Consider the following 17,186-nt stretch of genomic DNA (forward strand, 5'->3'; position numbering starts at 1 on the left):
TAGCCACCACCGCCACTTCGCCCTATACCGCCCGCATGTTTGAAGGCCTCTCCCCCCTCGCCCGCGACGCACGCGCCTGGCCGTTCGAGCAGGCGCGCGCCCTGCTGGCCCGCACCCTGCGTCTGCGCCTGTCCGACGCCGAGCGCGATCTCGCCGCGACCCTGATCCACGCCGGCAAGACCGACGAAGCGGTCGCCACCCTGGAGGGCTTACGCAAACCGGTGGTGCTGGAGACCGGCTATGGCCCGTCGGGCCTGCCGCACATGGGCACCTTTGGCGAGGTGGCGCGCACGACCATGGTCCGCGCGGCGTTCCGCGCCCTGACCGATGATGCGATCCCCACGCGCCTGATCTCGTTCAGCGACGACATGGACGGCCTGCGCAAGATCCCGCCGAATGTGCCGAACGGCGAGGTCATGATCCCCGACCTCGACAAGCCGCTGACCGTGGTCCGCGACCCCTATGGCGAGTTCGAGAGCTTTGGCCATCACAACAACGCCCGCCTGCGCACGTTCCTTGACGGGTTCGGCTTCGACTATGAGTTCGTGTCCTCGACCGACTGCTATCGCGGCGGCCGCTTTGACGAGACCCTGCTGATCGCCCTGGAGCGCTTCGACGCCATCCAGAAGATCATGCTGCCCTCACTGGGCGAAGAGCGCCGGGCCACCTATTCGCCGTTCCTGCCGATCAGCCCCAAGACCGGCAAGGTGCTGCAGGTCCCGACCCTGGAGCGCAACGTGTCGAAGGGCACGATCGTGTTCCGCGACGAGGACGGCGAACTGACCGAGGTTCCGGTCACCGGCGGCGGCGTCAAGATGCAGTGGCGTCCCGACTGGGCGATGCGCTGGACGGCGCTCGGCGTCGACTACGAGATGAGCGGCAAGGACCTGATCGATAGCGTCCGTCTGTCGAACCAGGTCTGCAAGGTGCTGGGCGGCTCGCCGCCGGAAGGGTTCCACTACGAACTCTTCATGGACGAGAACAACCTGAAGATCTCCAAGACCAAGGGCAACGGCCTGACCATGGACGAGTGGCTGCGCTACGGCGCGCCCGAGAGCCTAGCCTACTACATGTTCCAGAGCCCCAAGAGCGCCAAGAAGCTCTATTTCGACGTCATTCCCAAGGCGACGGACGAATATCTGCAGCAGCTGGACGCCTTCCAGAAGCAGGAGCCGGCCAAGCAGATCGACAATCCGGCCTGGCATGTCCATTCGGGCAAGCCGCCGCAGCAGGGCTCGCCGGTGTCGTTCAGCCTGATGCTGAATCTCGTCTCGGCCGCCGACGCCTCGACCAAGGACATCCTGTGGGGCTTCCTGGGCCGTTACGTGGACGGCGCGACGCCGCAGAGCCAGCCGCTGCTGGACCGCCTGGCCGGCTATGCGATCAACTATTACGAGGACTTCGTGAAGCCCTCGAAGACCTTCCGCGCCCCGACGGACGTCGAGCGCGCGGCGATCGTCGACCTTCGCGCCCGCCTCGCCGCCCTGCCGGAAGGCTGCCAGGACGCCGAACTGATCCAGAACGAGGTGTTTGCGGTCGGCAAGGACCACGAATTCGATCCGCTGCGCGCCTGGTTCCAAGCTCTTTACGAAGTGCTGCTAGGGCAGAGCCAGGGGCCACGCTTTGGCTCCTTCGCGGCGATCTTCGGTCTGGACCGGACGATCGCGCTGATTGACGAAAAACTCGGCTAGCGGGCAGTTCGGCCCGCCGACCGGGCCATTGGCAGGTTCGTGCGTGCGGCGGGCGCTTTCTGACCCGATCCGCCCCATGTCCGGCCAGCTGAAAATTTCCCGGCGTCTGTGACGCCTCTGCGGTTGCGCCGCCGCGCGAAAAGCGTGACGAGCGACCGATGTTTTATTTCGCTCCCGGCGCGGGGCGGCCGCCAAAGAGGACTCCATGCGCGTAGTGATGATCGGCACGGGCTATGTCGGACTGGTGTCCGGGGCTTGTTTCGCGGACTTTGGTCACGTGGTGACTTGCGTGGACAAGGATCCGAGCAAGATCGAGCGGCTGGAGCGGGGCGAGATCCCGATCTTCGAACCGGGCCTGGATGATCTGGTGGCGCGCAATGTGCGCGAGGGCCGCCTGTCCTTCACGCTCGAAGGCGCGGCCGCCATCAAGGAAGCCGACGCGGTGTTCATCGCCGTGGGCACCCCCACCCGGCGCGGCGACGGGCATGCCGACCTCTCTTATGTCTATGCCGCCGCCGAAGAGATCGCCGGCCTGATCGAGGGCTTCACCGTCATCGTCACCAAGTCGACCGTGCCCGTGGGCACCGGTGACGAGGTCGAGGCCATCACCAAGCGCGTGCGCCCCGACGCCCAGTTCGCCGTGGTCTCCAACCCCGAGTTCCTGCGCGAAGGCGCCGCCATCGAGGACTTCAAGCGTCCCGACCGCGTCGTCGTCGGCACCGAGGACGAGCGCGCCCAGGCGGTGATGCGCGAGCTCTATCGCCCGCTGTCGCTGAACGAGACGCCGATCGTCTTCACCGGCCGGCGCACCAGCGAACTGATCAAGTATGCCGCCAACGCCTTCCTCGCCATGAAGATCACCTTCATCAACGAGATGGCCGACCTGTGCGAAAAGGTCGGGGCCGACGTCCAGCAGGTGGCCAAGGGCATCGGCCTGGACAAGCGCATCGGCGGCAAGTTCCTCAATGCCGGCCCCGGCTATGGCGGTTCGTGCTTCCCCAAGGACACCATCGCTCTCGTCAAGACCGCCCAGGACTATGGCGCGCCCACCCGGCTGATCGAGGCCACCGTCGAGATCAACGACGCCCGCAAGAAGGCCATGGCCACCAAGGTCGCCGCCGCCCTGGGCTCGCAGGATCTGTCGGGCAAGACCGTCGGTGTGCTGGGCGTGACCTTCAAGCCCAATACCGACGACATGCGCGACGCCCCCAGCCTGGACATCCTGCCGGCCCTGCAGGCCATGGGCGCCAGCGTCCAGGCCTTCGACCCCGAAGGCGGCCACGAGGCGGTCAAGATGCTGCCGGGCGTGACCTTCGCCGCCGGCCCCTATGAGGCGGCAGAGGGTGCCGACGTCCTGCTGATCCTCACCGAATGGGACCAGTTCCGGGCGCTCGACCTGGACCGCCTCAAGTCCGCCCTCAAGGCCCCCGTCGTCGTCGACCTGCGCAATGTCTACAAGCCCGCCGACATGGTCCGCGCCGGATTCACCTATACCTCCATCGGGCGCGCATGATCGCACGCCTGCGCGAACTGGCCGGAAAGCCCGAGCTCCGGTCTTTCGCCATCTCTTTCGCCCCGACCCTGGCGGCCCTGGTCTTTCAGCTCGGCACCTTCGTGCTGATGGGCCGGTCGCTGGGCGCGGCCCAGTTTGGCCAGCTGGCCGCCGCCATGGCCCTGACCGTGGTGGTGGTCGAGGTCGTGGGTCTGGGCTCGGGCGATATTCTGGTGCGCGCCATCGTCCAGCGGCCCGAGCGGTTCGGTGACTATTTCGGCAACTCGGTCTGGCTGGGCCTGCTCAGCCTGCCGGTCTGCGTGGGCGCAGCCTATCTGATCGCCACCCAGCTGCTGCATATCGCCATCGCCCCGCTGGCCCTGATCGTGATGCTGGCCACCGACACGCTGAACGCTCGCGTGGCGGCCAGTGTCGAGAACGTCTTCGTGGCCCACCGCGAGGTGGTTCGCGCCAGTTTCGTGCGACTGTTCTCGGCCGTAAGCCGCTTCGCCCTGGCTGCGGCGGTACTGGGCTTTGGCGGCGTCAAGCAGGTCGAGACCTGGATCTGGTTCACGGCTGGCTATGCCATCGTCACCTCCGCGCTCTATCTGGCCATGGTCGTGCGGCGCTATGGGCCGCCCAGCCTGCATATCGAGCGCGCCGAGTTCGGCACGGGGGTTCTGTTCTCGGTCAACCAGACCGCTCGCGCCGCCCAGGGCAACCTGGACCGGGCCATGATGGCCGCCGTGGCCCAGGGCTCGCTGATCGGTGCCTATGCCGCCGCCTCACGCGTCGCCCAGCTGGCCCTGTTTCCCATCCAGATTGCCAACCGGCTGCTGTATCCGCGGTTCTTCGCCCATGGGGCGGCCGGCGGGCTGGCGGCGACCCGCAAGTTCGCCATCCGCTGCGCGCCGCTGCAACTGGCCATCGGCCTGGCCTGCGGGGCAGGCGTCGCGGTGGCGGCTCTGAAGATCCCGGCCCTGATGGGCGAGGGCTTTGCCGAGACCACCGCCATCACGCTGGGCCTGGCCTGCGCCCTGCCGCTGATGGCCGTGCAATATCCCGCCGCCGACGCCCTGACCGGGGCCGGCCGGCAGGGCCTGCGCACCGTGATCTTCACCCTGGCCACCGTCGTGTTCAGCGCGGGTCTGGCGGCCGGGGCCAAGTTTGGCGGCATGTGGGGCGTGGTCGCGGCCTTCGTCGGCGGCCATGCGGCCATCGCCGCCACGCTGTGGATCCTGCTGTTCAGCCTGCGCGACACCCCGCCCACGGCGCCCGCCCAGGCCTGAGAAAGACGCTCGCACGCGGCGCGCCGCCTCATCTTCGTCAAATGGAAAGATTTGATAAGGATAAAAGGTCACACCTTCAGGCGGTTAAGGGCGCGTTGTGCGACCTGAGCGCCGGCCTTGCCCGCTCGCCATGCTCTGGCGTGGGCCGGGCAGGTTTGGCAAACTCGACCCGGGCGTCACCGGACGCGGCGTAGATCTGGATTAGATATGGCCCTCAGCGATAGCCCCCGGATGATCGTCACCCAGCCCGGCCTCGACGCGCCGGTGCAGGATTTCCTGGCCATGACGCTGGGCATCGCCCTGTCGCTGGCCCTGGCCATGGGTATCATCGAGTTCTCGACGGCGTGGTTCTGGCCTCAGAACGGCGTCGATTTCTTCTTCACCATCCAGCGGGTGGGCGGCGGCGCATTCCGCTCGGCGCTGTGGATGGTGATCGCCCTGGGCTTCATGGGCGCGCTCATTCGCGGACCGGTCTACGCCCTGCTGGGCGGCTTTGGTCCCCTGGCCGCCTTCTGGTGCATCGCCCTTCTGTCATCGGCCCTGGGCGACGACCCTGCCAATTCCCTCTGGTTCCTGACGCTCTGGACCGCCATGGCCTGCGCGGCCCTGTCCATCGGGACCCAGAGCTCGGGCCGGCACATCGGGACCGTGGTGGCTTTTACCTTCTCGATCGTCGCCCTGATCTCGCTGCTGCTGTTCGTCGCCAAGCCCGAATGGGGCTCCATGCAGGGCAACGGCCGGACGCTGATGCGCGGCCTGTTCCTGCACAAGAACACCTGCGGCTGGTTCGGCGCCATCGGCTTCCTGTTCATCCTGTCCTACACCAGCGGTGCCAACATCTTCCGCTGGGGCGTGCTGGCCCTGTGCGCCGCAATCGCCGTGCTCAGCCAGTCGGGCACCGCCCTGGGCATGATGATGGTCGGCACGGGCTTCCTGATCCTGCTGCGCCAGCTCAAGCAGATCCGCGTCACCGCCGCCTTCAAGGTGCTGGTGATCGTGGCCTTTCTGGTCGTCCTGGCCTTGACCATCAACTATGTGCTGCCGGCGATCACCGAGGCCCTCGAAAAGGGCCAGAGCCTGCGCAACCGCGAGTCGGGCTGGAACCTCTATCTGCGCTTCTTCGAAGGCCACATGGTCCTGGGGCGTGGCCCCGGCTCGTTCGTGACCGGCACCTCGGTGATCAACAAGATGATCTCCGAGACCTTCGTCAACGATGTGAACATGAGCGTTCACAACATGTATCTGGCCCTGCTGGGCGAGATCGGTGTGCTGGGCCTGACGGCCTTTGTCGGCGGCTACCTCTATATCGTGGTCATCGGATCCACCCAGGCCAACGTCAATCGCGGCGACATCACTGCCGCCATCCTGGCCCTGGCGGTGCTGGGGGCGGGCTTCACCGAAGCGCGCGACACCCTGGTGCCCAATGTGGCCACCTTCCTGATGTTGCTGACCCGGGCCTCTGCCGTGAAGCTGCGCTACAGCGAGATGCGCGCCCGGCGCGGATCTGCGGGCTCTGCCGAGCCGGCGACGGCGTGATCCGTCGTTCGACACGGCTCTGGCCGGCCGCCCAGCGAACGTTCGACGGCGACAAGATTTCTGGCAGCATCGCCGCCAACCGTCACATGGACATGCCAAGCTGGCGTTGTTTGTCGCCGAGCGTTCACCAGAACGCTACGGTTGAATGACGATAAAACGGGTGAAACGGAATCGAGCGCGACAGGCGATCATGCCGCGTCGCCTCGCAGTCCTCGACATGAGCCTTTCAGAAGACTTCGGGCGCGAATGAGCAAAGATCTGCAATACCGACCCGATATCGATGGCCTGCGGGCGATCGCGGTCCTGTCCGTGGTGCTGTTTCACATCGGCGTGCCGCACATGGAAGGCGGCTATGTCGGGGTCGACATCTTCTTCGTCATCTCGGGCTTTCTGATCACCAAGATCATCGCCAGCGAGGTCGAGCGCGGCGATTTCAGCATCATCCGCTTCTATGAGCGCCGTATCCGGCGAATCTTCCCGGCGCTGTTTGTGATGCTGATCATCACCGCCCTGGTTTCAGCGGCCGTGCTGATGCCGCTGGACTTCAAGGAGTTCTCGGCCAGCGCGGTGGCCACCACCCTGTTCAGCTCCAACATCTTCTTCTGGCTGAAATCGGACTATTTCGACCAGGCCGCCGAGCTCAAGCCCCTGCTGCACACCTGGTCGCTGGCGGTCGAGGAGCAGTACTACACAGTCTTCCCGCTGTTCATGGCCCTGGTCATGCCGCGCTGGCGCCACTGGCGCTGGGCGCTGGGCGCCGTGACTCTGGCCTCGCTGGTGCTGAGCATGGTGCTGGTGCGCCACGATCCGAACATGACCTTCTACCTGCCGTTCTCGCGGTTCTGGGAACTGCTGATCGGCTCGCTGATCGCTGTGGGCGTACCGCCCCCGATCCAGAACAAACCCGCCCGACAGGCGCTGGCCCTGACCGGCCTGGGCCTGATCCTGTTCAGCGTCGCCACCTATACGCACGAAACCCGCTTCCCCGGCGAGAGCGCCCTTCTGCCCTGCCTGGGCGCGGCCTTCATCCTCTATGCCGACATTCGCGGCCCCACCTGGGTGGGAAGCCTGCTGTCGCTGCGTCCGATGATCTGGATGGGGCTGATCTCGTACTCGCTGTATCTGTGGCACTGGCCGGTGCTGGTCTTTGCCCGCTATGTGCTGATGCGGCCGCTGGAGACCCTCGACAAGGTTCTGATCTTCCTGGTCGTCATGGTCCTGGCCTATCTGAGCTGGCGCTTCGTGGAGCGGCCCTTCCGGCGCGCCCGCAATATCGGCCCCAAGCCCCTCTTCATCGGTGCGGGCGCCGTGGCGGCCGTGATCCTGGCCGTCGGCGGCGCGGGCTATGTTTTCAACGGCCTGCCCGACCGCTTCCCTTCAGCTGTGCGGCGCTACGCCCTGGCCTCTGAAGACATCAACCCCCGCCGCGCGACCTGCGACCGGCGCTCGCCGTCCGACATCGCTGCCGGCAAGGTCTGCACGCTGGGCGCCCCGGGCGCAGGCCCCGCCACCTTTGCGGTGCTGGGCGACAGCTTTGGCGACTCGCTGATCCCGGGTGTCGACACCGCCGCCCGCCAGGCCGGCCGCAAGGGCGTGATCCTGACCCAGAGCGGCTGTTACGCCCTGATCGGCGTCGACCAGGGCAATCCCGATTGCCAGAAGCAGCTGGAGGCCAGCCTGGCCTTCATCCGCAAGTCGCCGGACATCAAGACCGTGCTGCTGATCGGCCGCTGGACCACCGCCGTCAACGGCAGCCGTTTCGGCGCGCTGCGCGAGAAGGCGATGTTCATCCGCGACAGTGACTCTGCCCAAAGCTCTTACGCCGAGAACCAGCGGGTGTTCGAGCGGTCCATGGCCCGCACCATCGGCCGGCTCAAGCCCCTGAACATCGTGGTCGTGGCCTATGTGCCCGAACAGGCCGTGGACGTGCCGCGCGCCGCCGCCCTGATCCGCTATTTCAATCCCAATCCCGAGATCGGCGTGGCCCGCGATGTCTATGACTCCCGCCAGGCGCCGGTCGAGGCGATCCTGACGCCCCAGTCCCAGGACCTGGGCTTCAAGATTGTGGATGCGGGCAAGGTGCTGTGCGACGCGCGTGAGTGCGTCGGGGCCAAGGACGGCAAGGTGCTCTATTTCGACGATAACCATCTGAGCGCCACCGGGGCCCAACGGCTGAGCGGCGTGATCGCCCAGGCGCTGAAGGACTCGTAAGACCACGCCCTGATCAGGGCGTGGTCCAGGCCCGAACATAGTCGATCTCGAGCGCCGCAGGATACTCACCGAACGCCGGGTTTCCCGCCGTCTTGTCGCTGACCGCCAGGTTCAGCAGCATGTACATCGGCTGGCTGTAGCGGAACGGCGTGCGCCAGGTTTCGACGTCGTCGAGATAGAAGACCAGCTCGGACGCCGTCCACAGCACGCCATAGGTATGGAACCCGGTCGTGGTGATGCGAGGCTGGGCCGGCGGACGTTGCATCTGTTCGGCGGTCTTCACCCCTGTATGGACGGTGATGTTGGCCTGGCCCGTGCGGTCCAGCGGTACGCCGGGGCGGATCTGCACCGTGGGGTGCGGACCCGCATAGTGCTCGAACACATCGATTTCAGGCAGCCGCCCGGCATTGGCCGGCGTGTTCTCCACCGGCAGCAGCCAGAAGGCCGACCATGTGCCCCAGATGTCCGGGACCTTCACCCGGGCTTCGAAATAGCCATAGGTCTGGCGCAGGCTTTTCTGGGTGGTGATCAGGCCGCTGGCATAGGCGCGCTTGCCCTGGCTGCAGGCGACGGCATCGGCCACCGACAGCCGCGAGGCCTCGATCGACAGCTTGCCATCGGCCACCTTGAAGGGGTCTAGCCCGCAATAGGCCTCATCGACATAGACCTGCAGTTCGCCGGGAATGGTTCGGGCGACGAACTGCTCGTCGCGTCCGGGCCGATGATCGCGGCGGTCGCGCTGGGCCCCGAAATAGTAGTCGCTTTTCCAGATACCCCCGGGGTTGTCCGGGCTCCAGAGATCAAGCTTGCCGTCGGCCGCGTCGAACTCGGCCGAGAAGGTGGGCTGGAAACCGCTGCGGTCCAGCGGGGTGCCGCCAGGCTGGGCCGCAGCGGCGGCCGTCGCCATCAGGGCGGCGGCCGTCAGAGCGACGGCAAGCGACCGGATCTGGCCTGACGCCATGCGGGGAACTCCTGACTGAAAGCCGATGGCCTGCATTAGGCGATCGCTGCTGCGGCGTCACTAAGGCGGCGGCCGGTCCGAGTGCTATTCCGGCGGAGTCGCCGCCGCCAGGGCGCGGCGCGACAACTGGTGCTCGCGCAGGGTGATGAACAGGGTCGAGGCCACCACGATGCCGGCTCCGATCAGGGTCGCAGCCCGTGGGACCTCATGGAACAGCACGAAACCCGCAATGACCGCGAAGACCAGCCGCGTATAGTCGATGGGGGCCATGACGGCGGCCTCACCGGCCTGCATGCCCTTGATGTAGCAGCCCTGAGTCACCGTGCCGATCACGCCCATCGCCGCCAGCAGACCAAGGTCAGGCAGGCTGGGCCAGCGCCACACGAACAGGGCCGGCGGCAACGAGAACACCAGGCCCAGCACCGCCGCATAGACCAGCAGGGTGAAGGGCGAGTGGTCGCGGGTCATCACCTTCATCCCGGTGATGGTCAGGGCGAACAGCAGGGCCGAAGCCAGGGCGGCCGCCTGGGGCCAGCCCAGCCAGCCACCGGAACCGCCGGCTCCCGGCTGCAGCATGACCAGCACCCCGGCAAACCCGGCCACGGCGGCCCCGATCCGCAAGGGTCCCAGAGGTTCGCGCAGCACGATCGCCGCCAGGGGCACCAGCCAAAGGGTGCGCGTGAACGACAGGGCGTTGGCGTCGGCCAGCGGCAGGGCCTGATAGGCGTAGAAGCCCAGGATCAGGGCCAGCACGCCCGCGCTGGACCGGAAGATCAGAAGGCCGGGGCGAGTGGTCCGGAACGTCCCTCGCCAGTCGCGGGCGACCAGGGGCAGCAGCACGATCACGCCCGCCAGCTGACGATAAAAGGTCTGCAACGCAGCCGGATAGCCCGGGCCCAGATACTTGATCAGGGTGGTCATCACGGTGAAGCCCAGCGCAGAGGCCAGCATCCACAGCGCGCCGCGCAGGTTGGGCGTGAGGGCGTTCCGCTTCACCCGGCCGCGCCGGAGGCGATCATGGCCTCACGCATCTGCTCGGCCTGCTCGGGCGTGATGCCCATGGCCGACAGCAGGGGCGAGGGGGCCTCGCGGTTCCAGCTGTGGGTTCCGCCGATGGTGATGCCGCCATCGACCACGATGTGGGTGCCGGTGACGAATTCGGAATCGTCGCTGGCCAGGTAGAGGGCGGCGCGGGCGATGTCTTCGGGCAGGCCGGCCTTGGGGATCGGCTGGATCCTGGATCCCACCTCGGCGACACGGGCGGCCATCTGGTCGGCGACCTCGCGCGGCAGCCCCATGGAAGCCCCAAAGATCGAGGTGGCGATCAGGCCCGGGCAGATGGCGTTGACCCTGATCTTCTGCGGCGACAGTTCTGCGGCCGCGCAACGGCTCATGTGGATCACGGCGCACTTGGCGGTGGAATAGGCCAGGGGCCCAAAGCCCGCCTGCAGTCCGGCGATCGAGGCCGTGTTGATAATGGACCCGCCGCCCCGCTCCAGCATCAGGGGCAGGGCGTGCTTCATGCCCAGAATCGGACCGCGCAGCAGCAGGGCGAAGGTGTGGTCCCAGCCCTCGGCGGTCATGTCGGCCACGCCCAGCGGCGTGCCGCCGTGGCCGGCATTGTTGAACAGGATGTCCAGCCCGCCAAAGGCGTCCCTGGCCAGGGCGATGGCGGCGGCGATGTCGGCTTCAACGGTGACGTCGCAGCGGGCGAAGCGCACCGCGTCAGGGAAGCGCCGCTCCAGCATTTCGCCCTTCTCGGCCTGGAGATCGGCGGCGATCACCTTGGCACCCTGCGCCACAAACAGCTCCACCGCGCCCAGGCCGATGCCCGAACAACCGCCGGTGATCACGGCGACCTTGCCGTCCAGACGTCCAACCATGGTGTAGTCCCTTCCCTGCCGCCCGACCTCTGCTGGGTCGGTGATCAACGATCATACTCGCGGAGTGAAAGGGGCTTGGCTAGCCCTGGATCGCGGATGTCTCGACCTGGGCCTCAGACTCGGGCGAGCGTCGCAAACAGGCCTGGCGCAGGTCGCTCATGGCCGGACCCACCAGGCTCCAGGGCTCAACGCAATAGCGCACGAACAGCCGGCGCGGATCGACGACCAACCGGAACAGCCACTCCACGCCGAGGCGTCCCATCCAGCGCGGCGCGGCCTTCTGGGCACCGGCCTCATAGTCGAAGGCCCCGCCGACCGTGAAGCTGGCGCAGGGCGCGGTCAGGGCGGGATGGTTTTCGAGCACCCAGACCTCCTGACGCGGCATGCCCATGCCCACCAGCAGGATCTGCGGGCCAAAAGCGTTGACCGCCTCGACCACGGCGGCGTTTTCGGCCGATCCCGACGTGGCGTCGAAATAGCCGTGATGGGTGGCGAGGTTCACATCGGGAAAGTCGGCCAGGATCCGCTTGCGGGCCGTGTCGGCCACGCCCGGCGCGCCGCCGACGAAGAAGACCCGCCAGCCCTCGGCCTGGGCCCTGGCCCAGAACAGGTCGCGCCAGTCCAGATAGGTGCAGCGATGGAACGGCCGGCTGGAACGGCCGATCAGCCGCGCCCACAGGATCAGCGGCGTCGAATCGACCTCGACCAGATCGGCGGCGGCGAAAAAGGCCCGCACCGCAGGACTTTTGCCTGCCAGATACAGGCTGTGCAGATTGTGGTTGGCGATGATCGCGCCCTGGCCCCGGGCCAGTCGGCCAGCCACGAACTGGAACACCTCTTCGGGCCGGACCAGATCCATGGCCGCACCCAGCACCATGACGCGTTCGCTGCTGCGCCGCTGGCGGCGGAACGGACGGGCGGGCGCCGAAGGCTGAGGGCTGGACAGGGCGACGTCGGACATGCGGCCAAGCTTGGCCTAGCGACGTAAGCATCCCGCTAAACTTCATGCTTAGCGGGGGGTAACCCTGACGGCCCGGCGCGCCGGAGCCGTCAGATTCAGGCCGTCCTAGTCGTTGGTCACCACGACCTTGCCCATGGCCTTGCGGCTGGCCAGGTGGGCGATGGCCTCGCCGGCCCGGGCCAGGGGGAAGCGCTCCGAGACGTGCGGCTTGATCTTGCCCTCGGCATAGAGGGCCATCAGCTCCCTGACGTTCTGGGCATGGCCGGCCGGATCGCGGGCCACCGCCGCGCCCCAGAACACGCCCACGATGTCACAGGACTTCAGCAGGGTCAGGTTCAGGGGGATCTTGGGAATGCCCGACGGGAAGCCGATCACCAGGAAGCGGCCACCCCAGCCCGAAGCCCGGATGGTGGCTTCGGAATAGTCGCCGCCGACCGCGTCATAGGCCACGTCCCAGCCGCCCGGACCGCAAGCGTCCTTGATCAGATTGGCCAGGGCCTTCTGGCCGTCCTTGTCGAACGGGCCGCGCGGATAGATCACGCCGGCGTCGGCGCCGTGGGCGATGGCCAGGTCGATCTTTTCCTGGCTGGAGGCCGCTGCGATCACGCGAGCGCCCGCCGCCTTGCCCAGTTCCACCGCCGCCAGGCCCACGCCGCCGGCCGCGCCCAGCACCAGCAGGGTCTCGCCGGCCTTCAGGTGACCGCGTTCCTTGAGGGCGTAGTAGGAGGTGCCATAGGTGAGGATGAAGGCCGCCGCCTCGTCAAAAGGCATGTTGTCGGGAATGGCCGTGCAGCGCGCCTCGTCCAGGGCCAGCTTCTCGGCCATGCCGCCGTGGCCGGTGGAGGCCAGCACCCGGTCGCCGACCTTGAAGCGGGTCACGCCCTCGCCGACGGCCGCGATCAGGCCCGAGACCTCACCGCCGGGCGCAAACGGGCGCTCGGGACGGAACTGGTACTTGTCTTCGATGATCAGCACGTCGGGATAGTTGACGCCGCAGGCCTTGACCTCCAGCAGCACCTGGCCGGGACCGGCCACGGGATCGGGCAGTTCGGACAGTTCCAGGGTTTCGGGTCCGCCGACCACCGTGCTGAGAACCGCCTTCATCTGTCTTCTCCCGGGTTTTTTCGTTAAGAGCGGCGGACGCTAACGCAGGGCGCGCGACCAAGGAAGCGGAATGTCAAACAAACGTTTTAGCCTGGCCCTGCACGGCGGAGCCGGCGCGGCGCCGGGCCATGATTACAGTGTCGAGATCGCCCATATGCGCGGTCTGGTCGAGATCGCCCGCGACCGGCTGGCCGCCGGGGCCGGCGCCCTGGATGTCGCCGTCGAGACCGTGGTCGCTCTTGAAGCCAGCGGCCTCTACATCGCCGGCAAGGGCGCCTCGCCCAATGCGGCCGGGGCCTATGAGCTGGACGCCTGCCTGATGGACGGGGCCAGCGGCCGGGCCGGATCGGTCGCCGCCCTGCAAGGCTTCGAGAGCCCGATCCTGGCGGCCCGCGCCGTGATGGAGAAAACGCCGCACGTGATGCTGGCCGGCGAGGGCGCCATGGCCTTTGCCCGCGCCCAGGGCCTGGCGCAGATCGCTGACCCCGACAGCTGGTTCACGAAAGCCGGAGCCTTCGAGAGCAACCATCCGCCCGATCACCCGACCGGCACCGTCGGCTGCGTGGTCCGCGACGCGGAGGGCCGGCTGGCCGCCGCCACCTCGACGGCCGGTGTGTTCGGCAAGATGCCGGGCCGCGTGGGCGACTCGCCCATCATCGGGGCCGGGGCCTGGGCCGACGACACCGCCGCTGTGTCCTGCACCGGCCAGGGCGAGTTCTTCATCCGCACGGCGGTGGCCGTGCAGATCGCCCACCGCATGCGGTTCGGCGGCGAGAGCCTGGAGACCGCCGCAGCCGCCGCCATCGCCGCCGTCGCGGCCCTGGGCGGCGACGGCGGGCTGATCGCGATCGACAAGGACGGCAATGTCGCGATGCCGTTCGCCTCGAACGGCGTCAAACGCGCGGCGCTGTTCCCCGATGGCACGATCTTCAGCGCCGCCTTCTAGGGCCGTAGCGGCGGGCGGCTGCTTTACGTTTGCGTGACCTTTCCCATCCGGAAATCCCGGTCTAGGGTGCCCCCAATTCAAACTAACGTTTAACGGGGAGAAGCGCCCATGCGCGAAGCGGTCATCGTCTCTTACGCCCGCACCGGTCTGGCCAAGTCCAACCGCGGCGGTTTCAACAACACCCACGGTGCGGCCATGGCGGGTCACGCCATCCAGCACGCCGTGTCGCGGGCCGGCCTTGAGGGCGGCGAAGTCGAAGACGTGGCCCTGGGCTGCGGCGGCCCCGAAGGCGCCACCGGCATGAACGTGGCGCGCAACGCCGCCATGTGGGCCGGCCTGCCGGTCACCGTTTCGGGCCAGACCATCAACCGCTTCTGCTCGTCGGGCCTGCAGGCCATCGCCACGGCGGCCAACTATGTCCGCAATGACGGTGCCAATGTCGCCATCGGCGGCGGCGTCGAGTCGATCTCGCTGGTGCAGGGCGGCGGTCACATGAACCGCTTCCACATCACCGAAGAAAAGCTGATGGGCACCCATCCGGCCCTCTGGATGGCGATGATCGACACCGCCGACATCGTGGCCAAGCGCTATAATCTCAGCCGCGAATACCAGGACGAATACGCCCTGCGCAGCCAGCAGCGCATCGCCGCCGCCCAGGCCGCCGGCCTGTTCAAGGACGAGATCGTGCCGATGGCCACCAAGATGAAGGTGGTCAACAAGGAAACCAAGGAAGAGAGCTTCGTCGACTACGTGGTCGACAAGGACGAGTGCAACCGCGCCGACACCACGCTGGAAGGCCTGGCCAGCCTCAAGCCCGTCATGGGCGAAGGCAAGTTCGTCACCGCCGGCAATGCCAGCCAGCTGTCGGACGGTGCCGCCGCCGTGGTGGTGATGGAAGCCGCCGAGGCCGCCCGTCGCGGCCTGACCCCGCTGGGCGCCTTCCGTGGCTTCGCCGTCGCCGGCTGCGAGCCTGACGAGATGGGCATCGGCCCCGTCTATGCCGTGCCACGCCTGCTGGAACGCCATGGCCTGAAGGTCGACGACATCGACCTGTGGGAACTGAACGAAGCCTTCGCGTCGCAGTGCCTCTACAGCCGCGACAAGCTGGGCATCGATCCTGAGAAGTATAACGTCAACGGCGGCTCCATCGCCATCGGCCACCCCTTCGGCATGACCGGCGCCCGCTGCGCCGGCCACCTGCTGCTGGAAGGCAAGCGTCGCGGCGCCAAGCTGGGCGTCGTGACCATGTGCATCGGCGGCGGCATGGGAGCGGCTGGATTGTTCGAGATCTTCTGATTTCGCGCTGACTACCGACCTGGACGGGCCGGGACCTTCGGGTTTCCGGCCCGTTTTCGTTTGTGGGGGCGCAGCAGATGGATCGGACACGGACTGACAGCCTCACGCGGCGTTGGCCGCTGAAGGGGTTGGGGAGGCGCGAAGCGGCCGGGGCGAACCCGGGGACCGTGATGGGTATTGTGTGCGTTTCGGCTCGTCTCTTCCGCTTCGCAGAAGCTGTTCTGACCGTGAGGATGGCGAGCTCGCGAGCGCTGTTTCAGCTCTGGCCCCCAATTGTCCCCCGGACGGGCGCGCCCAACCCCTGCGGTGCATCCGTGAGGGGTCCGACGGGTCGCGATAGACGGCTTTACGATCACCGCCCTGTCGTTCCGCGCTGTCTGGCAAGCAAGACCTCCGGTGGCCCCGGATCAATCCAACGAACAGGCCACTTTCATCCTCGCTGCGTGACCGCGCGGCCCCGCTCAGCTTCATCCCCATCGCCGCTTCGGGCCGGTACCAAGCGCCCTCCCCCTGCGACGGGGACAGCTGTGATTATGGGGGTGGTTTTGGGCGCGTCTGACGGCGCGGTGCGAGATTTTTGCAGGGCGTTGATTTGGCGAGGGTTTGTCGGCGATACGCCGGGGATGTAAGCGGCTGGATCCCCGTTCTCCAAGCCCAAAAAAGCTTGTCATCCCGGCCGGACGCCCGAAAGGGCGGGAGCGCCGGGACCCAGGGGCAGCCGGCAGTGAGGCGGCCCCTGGGTCCCGGCTCTCCGCTACGCTGCGGCCGGGATGACAAGCTTTTTTGGGATCAGCTTACAATGGTGCCCAGGCCTCGCCTTAAAACCTTGGAGGCGAGCTTGCTCTGGGGCCAGGCCGTGTCAATGACCGGCCAGAGGCCGGCCGCGCGCGGCGGCGCGGCGCGCCGTCATTGACACGGCCTGGCCCCAGAGCTCCAATTCCACCAAGGGTTTCAGGGCGCGCCAGCCTCCGCTGCGGCGGAGGGCGACGTCGGCAGGCAGACGGTAGGAGAGGCTATGGTGGGTGGTTAGCGGACAGGCCCTCTCCATCCTGACGAGGGTGCAGACGGCAAGTGGCAACCTTCAGCGGAAGAAAAAATCACTGCTCGAATAGCCCAAGGTTATGGGGCTGAGCTCATCTTCTCGGTAAGAAGCTACAGCGAGTGCGTGGTTGCGGATGATGAATATAGGCCAATGTCCAAATTTCGACGGGCACCCCGCTGGAAGGTAATGCTTGCAGGAAATCTGCGTGGTTGAGACAGGCACATATTCGTTCGCCGGAAACACTTGATCGATACACTCGAAGCTCAAGCGCTGCATTTCCGCGCGGAAAGCAGTGGCGCGAGGCTTTGGGCCGATCACCCGGTCAGCTTCTTGCTCCAGAACTAGGCCACGCACGATGCCGGTTGGCAAACGCCAGCGCCATACATCGTTCGGATCGGAACCGTGTTTAACCTTACGTTTGTACGCGGCGCGCCTTTCGAACTCTCTTGCAAGTAGGTCGCGGCGTTTCACAGGGTTTGACCACGTCGCGTTCACAACCCTGGACAGTGGATCGTTCGGACACGGCACCGGACCGAATGGCGGAGGTTGATGAGCACCCATTAGGGTTGGCGGTTTTTGGAATGAAAGAAACGATAGCGTGCCGTACCCGGCGGCAAGCAGCAGGGCTCCTAAAGCAATCCAGCGCTTCTTCATGTCATCCCCGTTATACACGCTAAAGGTGTCTGCAACATCAGTAACAGCACGCCAGAAAAGCGCTACCGCAGGCTAACGACGGACCTTAGCCGAGACTCGGGACTTGTTCGGGCCCTGTCC

At 66.8% G+C, this 17,186-nt stretch carries 13 protein-coding genes; 7 read left to right on the top strand and 6 right to left on the bottom strand.

All coding sequences use genetic code 11. The features are described 5' to 3' along the window. Positions 1-35 precede the first annotated feature (35 nt). The 5 genes from ACW179_RS04140 (at position 36) to ACW179_RS04160 (ending at position 8,219) form a co-directional block, all read left to right on the top strand. The gene (locus ACW179_RS04140) at positions 36-1,691 is read left to right on the top strand and encodes a lysine--tRNA ligase (RefSeq protein ID WP_492063042.1); all 1,656 of its coding nucleotides are present in this window, start codon (positions 36-38) and stop codon (positions 1,689-1,691) included. Between the two features lie 205 nt (positions 1,692-1,896). After that, complete coding sequence (locus ACW179_RS04145) at positions 1,897-3,204, top strand: UDP-glucose dehydrogenase family protein (RefSeq protein ID WP_492063043.1); 1,308 nt, start codon at positions 1,897-1,899, stop codon at positions 3,202-3,204. Beyond that, on the top strand, positions 3,201-4,472 hold the full coding sequence (locus tag ACW179_RS04150; RefSeq protein WP_492063044.1) for a lipopolysaccharide biosynthesis protein: 1,272 nt from the start codon (positions 3,201-3,203) through the stop codon (positions 4,470-4,472). Before ACW179_RS04145 ends, ACW179_RS04150 begins: the two co-directional genes overlap by 4 nt. 207 nt (positions 4,473-4,679) lie before the next feature. Then, positions 4,680-6,008, top strand: coding sequence for an O-antigen ligase family protein (locus tag ACW179_RS04155; RefSeq protein WP_492063045.1), 1,329 nt, complete (start codon positions 4,680-4,682; stop codon positions 6,006-6,008). A 246-nt stretch (positions 6,009-6,254) separates the two neighbouring features. Beyond that, entirely contained in the window at positions 6,255-8,219 is a 1,965-nt protein-coding gene (locus ACW179_RS04160; protein WP_492063046.1) for an acyltransferase family protein, read from the top strand. 13 nt (positions 8,220-8,232) lie between these two features. Here the strand turns inward: ACW179_RS04160 and ACW179_RS04165 are convergent, their stop codons facing one another. The 5 genes from ACW179_RS04165 to ACW179_RS04185 form a co-directional block, all read right to left on the bottom strand. Then, complete coding sequence (locus ACW179_RS04165) at positions 8,233-9,180, bottom strand: glycoside hydrolase family 16 protein (protein ID WP_492063047.1); 948 nt, start codon at positions 9,178-9,180, stop codon at positions 8,233-8,235. Positions 9,181-9,264: 84 nt separating this feature from the next. Further along, entirely contained in the window at positions 9,265-10,176 is a 912-nt protein-coding gene (locus ACW179_RS04170; RefSeq protein ID WP_492063048.1) for a DMT family transporter, read from the bottom strand. Further along, positions 10,173-11,063, bottom strand: coding sequence for an SDR family NAD(P)-dependent oxidoreductase (locus ACW179_RS04175; protein ID WP_492063049.1), 891 nt, complete (start codon positions 11,061-11,063; stop codon positions 10,173-10,175). Before ACW179_RS04175 ends, ACW179_RS04170 begins: the two co-directional genes overlap by 4 nt. Positions 11,064-11,142: 79 nt before the next feature. Next, positions 11,143-12,024, bottom strand: coding sequence for a WecB/TagA/CpsF family glycosyltransferase (locus ACW179_RS04180; protein ID WP_492063050.1), 882 nt, complete (start codon positions 12,022-12,024; stop codon positions 11,143-11,145). Positions 12,025-12,129: 105 nt separating this feature from the next. Then, a complete protein-coding gene (locus ACW179_RS04185) occupies positions 12,130-13,128 on the bottom strand; it encodes an NADPH:quinone oxidoreductase family protein (protein WP_492063051.1) in 999 nt (332 codons plus the stop codon). 70 nt (positions 13,129-13,198) lie between these two features. Here ACW179_RS04185 and ACW179_RS04190 point away from each other — a divergent pair, with 70 nt between their 5' ends. Continuing rightward, positions 13,199-14,074 carry an isoaspartyl peptidase/L-asparaginase family protein gene (locus tag ACW179_RS04190; protein WP_492063052.1) on the top strand — a complete coding sequence of 292 codons (876 nt, stop codon included), beginning with the start codon at positions 13,199-13,201 and terminating at the stop codon, positions 14,072-14,074. A gap of 108 nt (positions 14,075-14,182) precedes the next feature. Beyond that, the gene (locus ACW179_RS04195) at positions 14,183-15,370 is read left to right on the top strand and encodes an acetyl-CoA C-acyltransferase (RefSeq protein ID WP_492063053.1); all 1,188 of its coding nucleotides are present in this window, start codon (positions 14,183-14,185) and stop codon (positions 15,368-15,370) included. Between the two features lie 1,081 nt (positions 15,371-16,451). On the opposite strand, the gene ACW179_RS04200 is transcribed toward ACW179_RS04195, so the two are convergent. Beyond that, the gene (locus tag ACW179_RS04200) at positions 16,452-17,066 is read right to left on the bottom strand and encodes a hypothetical protein (protein ID WP_492063054.1); all 615 of its coding nucleotides are present in this window, start codon (positions 17,064-17,066) and stop codon (positions 16,452-16,454) included. Positions 17,067-17,186 lie beyond the last annotated feature (120 nt).

The sequence above is a fragment of the Caulobacter sp. AVps18 genome (assembly GCF_058681425.1).